Below are 8608 nucleotides of genomic sequence, written 5' to 3' on the forward strand. Positions count from 1 at the left end.
AGAATTACGAATCCCCGATACTTCGGCTACGCGAGCGTACAACTGCCCCAATGCCCAATGCCCAATTCCCAATGCCCAATTACTAATTAGCTTATGTCTTTCCAACGTCCCGATGGCAGACAACCAAATCAAATTCGTCCGATTAGTTTCGATCGACAGTTTACTAAATTTGCTAGCGGTTCCGTACTCGCAAAAAGTGGCGATACTCAGGTACTTTGCAGCGTTACAATCAAGCCGGGAGTGCCTAAATTTCTGGAGAATACCGGACAAGGTTGGCTGACAGCGGAATACCGAATGTTGCCGGGATCTACACCGCAGCGACAAGAGCGGGAATTTATGAAATTATCGGGACGGACTCAAGAGATTCAGCGGTTGATTGGGCGTAGTTTGCGATCGTGCTTGGATATGCAATTATTGGGGGAACGCACAATACTTGTGGATGCGGATGTTTTGCAAGCGGACGCTGGGACTCGCACGACTTCAATTACTGGCGGGTTTGTGGCTGTGGCTGATGCTTTGAATAAGTTGGTGCAAAAAGGTGATTTAGTGCGATCGCCCATTATTCGTCAAGTGGCGGCCGTGTCTGTGGGACTTTTGGAAGGCGAGCCGTTTTTAGATTTGAATTATGTTGAAGATGTGGCGGCTGAAATTGATTGTAATGTGGTAATGAATGGAGATTTGAATATCATCGAAATTCAGGGAACTGCGGAAGAAGGAAGTTTCAGTCGGAGTCAGTTAAATCAAATTTTGGATGTGGCAGAAACCGGGATTCAGGAATTGTTGGAGGCTCAGCGGCAAGCTTTAGTGGAGTAGGACTTACGCATGGGAGTCAAGAAACCGGGTTTTTACGATAAAACTTCGTTTCAGTCAGTAGATTTCGTAAAAAAAACCGGGTTTCTTTGGTGCAAGTGCGACATTAAGCCCTTTTAGGGACACGTCAATGCCCATTGATTGGTGTCAACTTAATCTGAAATATCACTTAACCCCAAATACCGCCAGGGGTTTAAACCTCTGGCGGTATTTGGGGTTTGACGTTAAGTTGACACAAATTGGCCTGGCGCCGTGTCCTATATATAATAATTGCGGTGCAACCGGAAACGATATCAAGCGATCGTGTGGTGGCGGACTCGGCATCAAAAATAGTGAAAATGGCGATCGCACTCGGAACTTGCTTGCTTGCGGGCGATCGACTTTTCCCGAAAAATCATTGATATCCAACCAATCACTAATCACTAATCACTAATCACTAATCACTAATCACCAATCACCAAGGACTCCCAATCATCACAAAAGCCGACCAATAATAAGGATGCGACAAATTTAAATCCGCAAACCCTTGCAGCGAAGCCGGCAACTCCACCCCCTCACCCCGACTCAAACCCCGCAATCGGCCACCCTCCAAACGCACATCTCCCCGCAACATCGCAATTTGCGCTTGTCGCAGCGCCGCCCCCTTAATTCGCGCTGTCTTTAACTGCTGGTAAAACTCACTCATCAATCCCAAAGTACCTTCATCACTCACGTACCACAAACTTCCCAAAGCCGTTTGCACCCCCGCTTGCAGCGCCAAACCCCCAAAACCCAACTCCGCCTGTGCATCTCCCACCGCAGTCCGACAAGCACTTAAAACTAACATATTCACCTGCGGATCATTCAATCTCAAATCCCGCAATTCATCCAGTCGCAGCCGACTATTCCACAACTGAATAAAAGAATTATTTGGTGCTCCAGGTCGAAATTCGCCGTGAGTAGCTAAGTGAATAACCCCAAAAGGTCGGCTTTGATGTTGTCGCTTTAAATTCTCCAAAGTGAAACCCTCATTTAGAAAAGTAACTCCTGGCCACTCTCGGGAAATAGCCGCTATTTCAGCAGGAACTGCAGGCAAAGGATTCAACTCTGAAAATTCTGAGGCACCCATTGCTAAAACTTGAGAATTTCTGAGATCGACGTAGCGAGTATCTGTTAAATTCATGCTGGGCATGAGGCTGAGACTGTACTTTTCCACCAAAAATTGCTGTCCGTCATGCAAAGCAGCAAAGGGCATACCTCTCAAACCTCGATCGACAACAAAGGAAATAGTATCGGTTTCGCACTTTTTCAAACTGCCCTCTAAAGGCGCAATCATCCACTTATAAAGCTGTTGGGAAGAGGGTAGATAACTCGTAGTAGTTCGCACTCCCGGTTTGGTAATCTCATCCCTGAACTGAGTTACAACTTTCAGCAGTTCTGCCCGGTTCGCAGCCGACACACTTTTGTGAACCACTTCACCGCAAGAATTTATTAGCATTAAATTTAATTCTTCGGGCTGCGAGAACAGATAAATTAAGCTGGGTTTTGTGCCGGTTTGTGCGCCCACCGATGCTAATTTTTTTTTGATTTCCTCTGGGGATACCAACTCGTCGCTGATGTTGATGCCGAAATATTCCCGAAATTCTTGGCTGAAAGATTTGTCCAGCAGAGACAAAGCGGCTGATATATTGCCGATTTCCAAATTCCTGCCGATATCGCCGCGAAATGCTGCTGACTGAATAACTGAATCTCTGATATTTGAATTGATGAAATTTCTCAGCCCTCTGGGAGATTGCATTCTTTCGGGCGGCATCCTGTCCCCAGGTTTTCCTATATCTCGTGATATTCTGTTTTGGTTCTGCCGCTGTTCGCGGCTAAAGGGTTGGTTGGAATCCGGAAAAAGCAATCGCCCTCGATCTAATGGAAATCTACCGCTTGGCGATGGTGGCTGTTGATTTGTACCGGGTTGATTTGTACCGGGTTGATTTGTACCGGGTTGATTTATACCCGGTTGATTTGTACCGGGTTGATTTGTACCCGGTTGATTTGTACCCGGTTGATTTGTACCCGGTTGATTTGTACCCGGTTGATTTGTACCCGGTTGATTTGTAGTGACGATCGCACTATTGCCTTGAGTGTAAGAATTTATGAAAGATCGGCCCTGAGTAATCGTACCCACAGCATTGCTGGCGATCGCCCCAGCAGTACCGTTAGTCGTCGCATCTCCCACCGCAAAAGGGGTCGGCGGATTGAGATCGCCGCCGCCGTGGCGGATCGTAACTGTACCGGGTTGAGTGTCGCCAAGAGTCGAGATGCTAACAGGAGTGCCGTTTTGGTCAAAAGTACCCGTCACTCGAACTAAACCCGGAGTTGCGATCTCAACATTACCGCCCGGAGCATTGATCGATGCAACACTGATATTATTTTGAGCGTTAAGATTTACTGTAGAAGTGCGATCGACCCTAACAACAGGATTAACATTTATTCGCCCAATTGCAATTTCGTTTCCGGCTAAAATTCCGACACTTTCGGCAGCACTTATATTACCAGTGCTGACTGTTCCCCTGCTGCTAGTGACATCAACTGCAACTCCCCGCAAATCCCGTGAAGTCACATCGAGGGGCGCTCTTAAATTGACATTTCCTGTTGTGCCGTCGCTATTACCAATATTAATACTTCCCGCATTGCTGTTTACATTAACTCCAACTCCCCGCAAATCTCCTGAATTCACATCGAGCGGAGCTGTTAAGTTGACAGTATTTTCTGTTGCTGTAGCAGTTTCAATATTAATAATTCCCGAATTGCTATTTACATTAACTCTTGCCCCCAGCAAATCCCCTGCATTTACATTTCCCGAACCTATTATATTAATATTCCCAAGAGATGTAGTATTACCGATCGCAATATTTCCGCGATCGCTATTGAGATCGACTGATACCCCCAGCAAACTCCCTGCATTTAAGTTGCTGGTTGCTCTCAAAGCAATCGTAGCCGCCGGAGCATTGATGGAATCAATGGTAATATTAGTTAGGGCGTCCAGATTGACTGTAGGGATAATGGGATTAACTGGGTTTGTGGCAACAGGATTAACAGTTATTACCCCTGTATTGATTTGCTGTCCTGCTAGAATTCTGACATCTCCCGAAGTAGCGATCGCCCCCGTATTAACACTCCCATTGCTGCTGCTAGCATTGACAGCCGCAGCGGTGAGATTGCCAACGGTTAAGTCTCTAAAAGCTGTCAAATTGATATTCTCGGTTGCTGTAATATTGACAGGTGTAGTATTAGGCACAATGGTATTGGCATCAGTCAAAACTCCCAATTCACCGGAGTTACTGGTAATATCAACATTAGATCCCTGCAAAGTCCCAAAATTAACATTGCCAAAAGCTCTGAGTACGATCGCCCCGGAAGTCCCAGTATCGATCGACCCTGTTACTATATTGCCTCGAACAGTATTCAGACTAATACTGCCGTTGATATCAGCACGAGTAATGTCATTTGTCAATATAATATTGTCATTAGCTTGAATATCAATTGTCGAACTAGACGTTAATCTGCCCCCAACTAGCACTCCTGCTTCCCTGCTTTCGAGATTTATTTGACCGCCATTAATATCTCTAGTTGTGATACTTGCTGGCGCTGACAAAATTACCGGCCCGCCAGCCGAAATATTTTCAACAGAAATCAAATTGCTTGATAAAAGGGGACTTGTAAATATTGAATCTTCACCTAAACTGTTACTAACGGGATTTAGCAGATTTGCTACTCCTGCCCGCAGAATTAACGCCGGACTGGTGGTTAAAATAGCAATATCTGGATCGCCACTCACATTTTCCCTACCCAATGCAATATCGGGGCCGGTAATTGTAATATCCTCCGCAATAATGCTCCCCTGCGCCTCTACTTTCAGCGAAACACCAGTATAATCTCCAAAGAAAACATCTCCTTCCGAACTGATAATCGGGTCAAATAAACTGACGAAGTTTCCCGGCATTCCCGACAAATTGCGAATCGAAAAATTGCCACCAGAAACAAAGTGAGAATCCCCCGAAATAACGCCGTTGCTAACCAAACTCAAATTGCCGCCGCTTTGGAATTGCGGGGGAAGAGATAAGCCGCCGATCGCATTTTGAGTGAGAATATCAATAGTGCGAGATCCCTGAATGTATAAATTCCCCCCAGCCTGCGCCAAAAAAGGATTCTGGGCGCTGTCCCTGACCCGCACCGCATCCCCACCCAGCAAACTCAAATCCCCCGTAGTTTGCAGCCTAGTGCCCGCTAACGTGAGATTTTCCGCAGCCCATAAATTCGCACTTCCCGCATTCAACTGCGGCAGCCCAGACACATTAGCAGCAATCGCCACATCCCCAGAATTCACCTGCAAACCAGAACCCACAAGCCGCACAGAACCGTCATCCGCAACCGCAACACCCGCCGCCTGATTTTGCCCAGTACCTGTCAGCAACTGCGGCAAAGAAACAGGATTCAAAGTCTGTGGAGAAATACCAAAATTTCCGCCCGTTGCTATTTCCAAACTCAACAAATGCCCCGGTTGACTAATGCGGAGTACCTGATCTCCCCCAACAGCAGCAACAGTAATTTTCCCGCCCGCCGCCGACAACTGTCCGGTACTAACAACCGTACCGCCAAGCAAAGCCAAATTTTGCCCAGGAGTCACCGATAAATTGCCAGCATTAACAATACTTCCCGGTACACCCGGACTAAAATAAAAAGCATTTGGCGTACCAACCAAGGCGCTAAAATTATTTGTACCCGCAGCATTAAACCAATTTGAACCAAAACCGACACCATTAGCAGTAGTTGCAGTAAAAGCCGCCGGCACATTCAAACTCGCGTTCGGGCCAAACACAATCCCCGCAGGATTTATTAGAAAAAGATTAGAATTGCCGCCCGTCACAGTAATTAAACCGTTAATTAGCGAAGCGTCCCCGCCAGCAATTCGAGCTAATATATTCTGAATAGCCGAATTAGTCAGAAAATTAGCAATTTGACCTTGATTCAAGCCAAACTGCCCAAAACTGTGAAAAAGATTCGCGCCGTCTCCCGACAAACTGCCACCGTTGATATCGTAGCGGTTGCCGCTGGGGGTGACAACAGTACCCGTACCGTCAGCAGCAGGCACTATCGGCTGTGCTTGCGCGAAAGTATTAAAAATTAACAAAGAAAACGGACAAATAAATAGCCCGACCTTTTTAATCTTTAAGTTGGCATTTTTCATAGCAGCAAGTAAAACTATCCTAATTGCCTTAATTATCGCACTTGCAAACAACTTACCTCTAAATGACAAATTAATTCGCTCATGACAACTCCCAAAATCAAAAGCCTCTACACAGACGGCGCTTGTTCCGGCAACCCAGGCCCAGGTGGCTGGGGTGCAGTAGTTTGCTTCGCCGACGGCAATTGTCACGAGCTCGGGGGTGGAGACCCCCAAACTACTAACAACCGCATGGAAATGCAGGCCGCAGTCGCTGCGCTGGAATTTTTTGCCAGTTCCGGTCAAACCGAACCAGTCACCGTTTACACCGACAGCGAATACGTTAAAAACGGCATCACTAAATGGATTCAAGGCTGGAAAAATAAAGGCTGGAAAACCTCAACGGGCAAAGATGTTGTCAACCAAGACCTCTGGCATCTGCTGGACAAGCTGAATTCCCGGCAAATCAAGTGGGAACACGTCCGCGGCCACTCCGGGGACTTCTACAACGACAGATGCGATGAAATCGCCCGCAGCTTCTCGCACAATCTCACTCCTCAACTGCAACAGCAGAAACCACCTGCAGGTGAGACTCAGGCTGTTTCTGCTGTCAGCGCGGTCAAACCGCATCTAGGTTCGGAAAACACAATTGTTTCGGAAGAAACGGACGCAACTGGTAACAAAACGATAGAATCCTATGTCATAACTTCTGACCTTCCGATCTCCAACTCTACCATGATGGATTCAACTGCCGATACCCTGGAGAACTTGCCCCGCGAGGTGAGGGTTCAAGACCTCCGCAATCTGATCGAAACGTTGCACATCGCCGACGAGGTTGCTACGAAAGGCTACTTGATTACCAGTTCTGAACTGGCTGATTTGATGGATGTAAATGCCAGCGCTGTCACCAGTCGTGGAGACAACTGGGTTTGGCGAAATTGGGTAGTGTCGCGGGTGCGGCGCGAAGGCAACCAAATTCTCTGGCAATTAGAGAGAATCGACCACGTTAGTACAACTGATTAGTGGTTAGTCATGAGTTATTAGTTGATTGATAACTGATGACTAATGACTGTCTCAAATCAAGATTTGGCAAAATTCCGTAGGGACACAACATTAGTTGTGTCCTTTTAGTCATCAGTTGAGTAAACAGATTACTTAACATCAGTCCCAGTTAAAACAAAGAATCCAACTGTCTGTAAGCCCGTACTCTAAACCCTCATAAAATCAGTGATTTCCCATCGAAAATCTCAAATCGAAAATCTAAAATAGCATGAGTATCAGCTTGCGAACAGTCACTGCTACCAGGTATGTCACTCCCTTGCGCGAGGGCGGGTCGCTACCCGCGATCGTCGAAGCAGATGATGATGGTATGTATGTGCTCAAATTTCGCGGTGCGGGCCAGGGAGCCAAATCTCTGATCGCCGAGCTAGTGGCGGGAGAGATTGCTCGCGCCTCCGGGCTCCCAATCCCCGAACTCGTCTTTGTTGAAGTTGATCCCGAACTGGCTCGCACTGAGCCTGACCCGGAAATTCAAGATTTGATCCGAGCAAGTGCTGGCCTCAACCTCGCCCTCGACTATCTTCCGGGCTCCATCACCTTTGACCCAATAGCGGGGAAGTCCGAGGCGGATTTGGCCTCAGAAATCGTCTGGTTCGATGCTTTTGTGACCAACATCGATCGCACGCCGCGCAATGCAAATATGCTGGTATGGCACCGCCGGCTTTGGTTGATCGATCACGGTGCAGCCCTCTACTTCCACCACACCTGGAAAGATTATCTCTCGCGCAGCCGCGATCGTTTTCCGCCTATCAAAGACCACGTTTTGCTGCGTTTTGCCAGTACGTTGGAAGCGGCAAATTCAAAGATGACTCAAACGCTAACGCCAGACATCATTCGCAACATTGTTAAACTAATTCCTGATACTTGGCTGGTAGGAGATTCTCCTTTCAGCGATAGCAACCAACATCGGAATGCTTATATCGAGTACCTGCTAAATCGGCTAGAATCACCACATATTTTTTTGGAGGAAGCGATTAGTGCCCGATCGATTTCTTTATGATTATGCCATTATCCGCGTCGTTCCCAAAGTTGAGCGCGAGGAGTTTATCAACGTGGGGGCGATCGTTTCCTGCGGTACGAAAAAATTCCTCGAAGCCCGTATCGAAATTGATGAACAACGCTTGATGGCGATCGACTCAACGTTGGATCTGGAAATGATTCGCAATCACCTAGCAGTCATTCCCATCATTTGTGCAGGCGGCAAGGAATCTGGCGCGATCGGTCAACTTCCCCACAGAGAGCGCTTTCACTGGCTCGTAGCACCCCGCAGCACGATCGTTCAGACATCGCGGGTACACACTGGTTTTTGCCAGAATCTACCGGGTGCGATCGAACACTTGCTCGATACAATGGTGCGATCTCCTTGCCGAAAACCCTCTGTAAAGGCTCGGTTGCTAGCGGCGGGAATTGACGCTCACGAGATGCGATCGCACTCTAGTTAGCGTCAGCTTGTGGGTTATATCTGATAAGTAGTTAGACAGAATTAATTACACAAATACATAGTAGAATGATATTCCAGGCAAAATTATGAGTTAATTAGAA

At 47.2% G+C, this 8608-nt stretch carries 6 protein-coding genes; 4 read left to right on the plus strand and 2 right to left on the minus strand.

The features are described 5' to 3' along the window. Nucleotides 1–93: 93 nt before the first annotated feature. Nucleotides 94–813, plus strand: a complete 720-nt coding sequence (gene rph, locus QUA24_RS11315) for a ribonuclease PH (protein WP_333229649.1) — start codon at nucleotides 94–96, stop codon at nucleotides 811–813. A gap of 162 nt (nucleotides 814–975) precedes the next feature. On the opposite strand, the gene QUA24_RS11320 is transcribed toward rph, so the two are convergent. Beyond that, a complete protein-coding gene (locus tag QUA24_RS11320; protein WP_333229651.1) occupies nucleotides 976–1233 on the minus strand; it encodes a hypothetical protein in 258 nt (85 codons plus the stop codon). Between the two features lie 31 nt (nucleotides 1234–1264). Further along, the gene (locus tag QUA24_RS11325) at nucleotides 1265–6031 is read right to left on the minus strand and encodes a CHAT domain-containing protein (RefSeq protein WP_333229653.1); all 4767 of its coding nucleotides are present in this window, start codon (nucleotides 6029–6031) and stop codon (nucleotides 1265–1267) included. Between the two features lie 81 nt (nucleotides 6032–6112). Between QUA24_RS11325 and rnhA the strand changes: the two genes are divergently transcribed. From rnhA to QUA24_RS11340, 3 genes are all read left to right on the plus strand, one after another. Further along, entirely contained in the window at nucleotides 6113–7030 is a 918-nt protein-coding gene (rnhA, locus tag QUA24_RS11330) for a ribonuclease HI (protein WP_333229655.1), read from the plus strand. Nucleotides 7031–7277: 247 nt separating this feature from the next. Next, nucleotides 7278–8066, plus strand: a complete 789-nt coding sequence (locus tag QUA24_RS11335; protein WP_333229657.1) for a HipA family kinase — start codon at nucleotides 7278–7280, stop codon at nucleotides 8064–8066. Beyond that, entirely contained in the window at nucleotides 8044–8508 is a 465-nt protein-coding gene (locus QUA24_RS11340) for a DUF3037 domain-containing protein (protein WP_333229659.1), read from the plus strand. Before QUA24_RS11335 ends, QUA24_RS11340 begins: the two co-directional genes overlap by 23 nt. Nucleotides 8509–8608: the final 100 nt, after the last annotated feature.

The sequence above is a fragment of the Microcoleus sp. Pol12B5 genome (genome assembly GCF_036701335.1).
In the GTDB taxonomy this organism is placed as follows: Bacteria; Cyanobacteriota; Cyanobacteriia; order Cyanobacteriales; family Microcoleaceae; genus Microcoleus.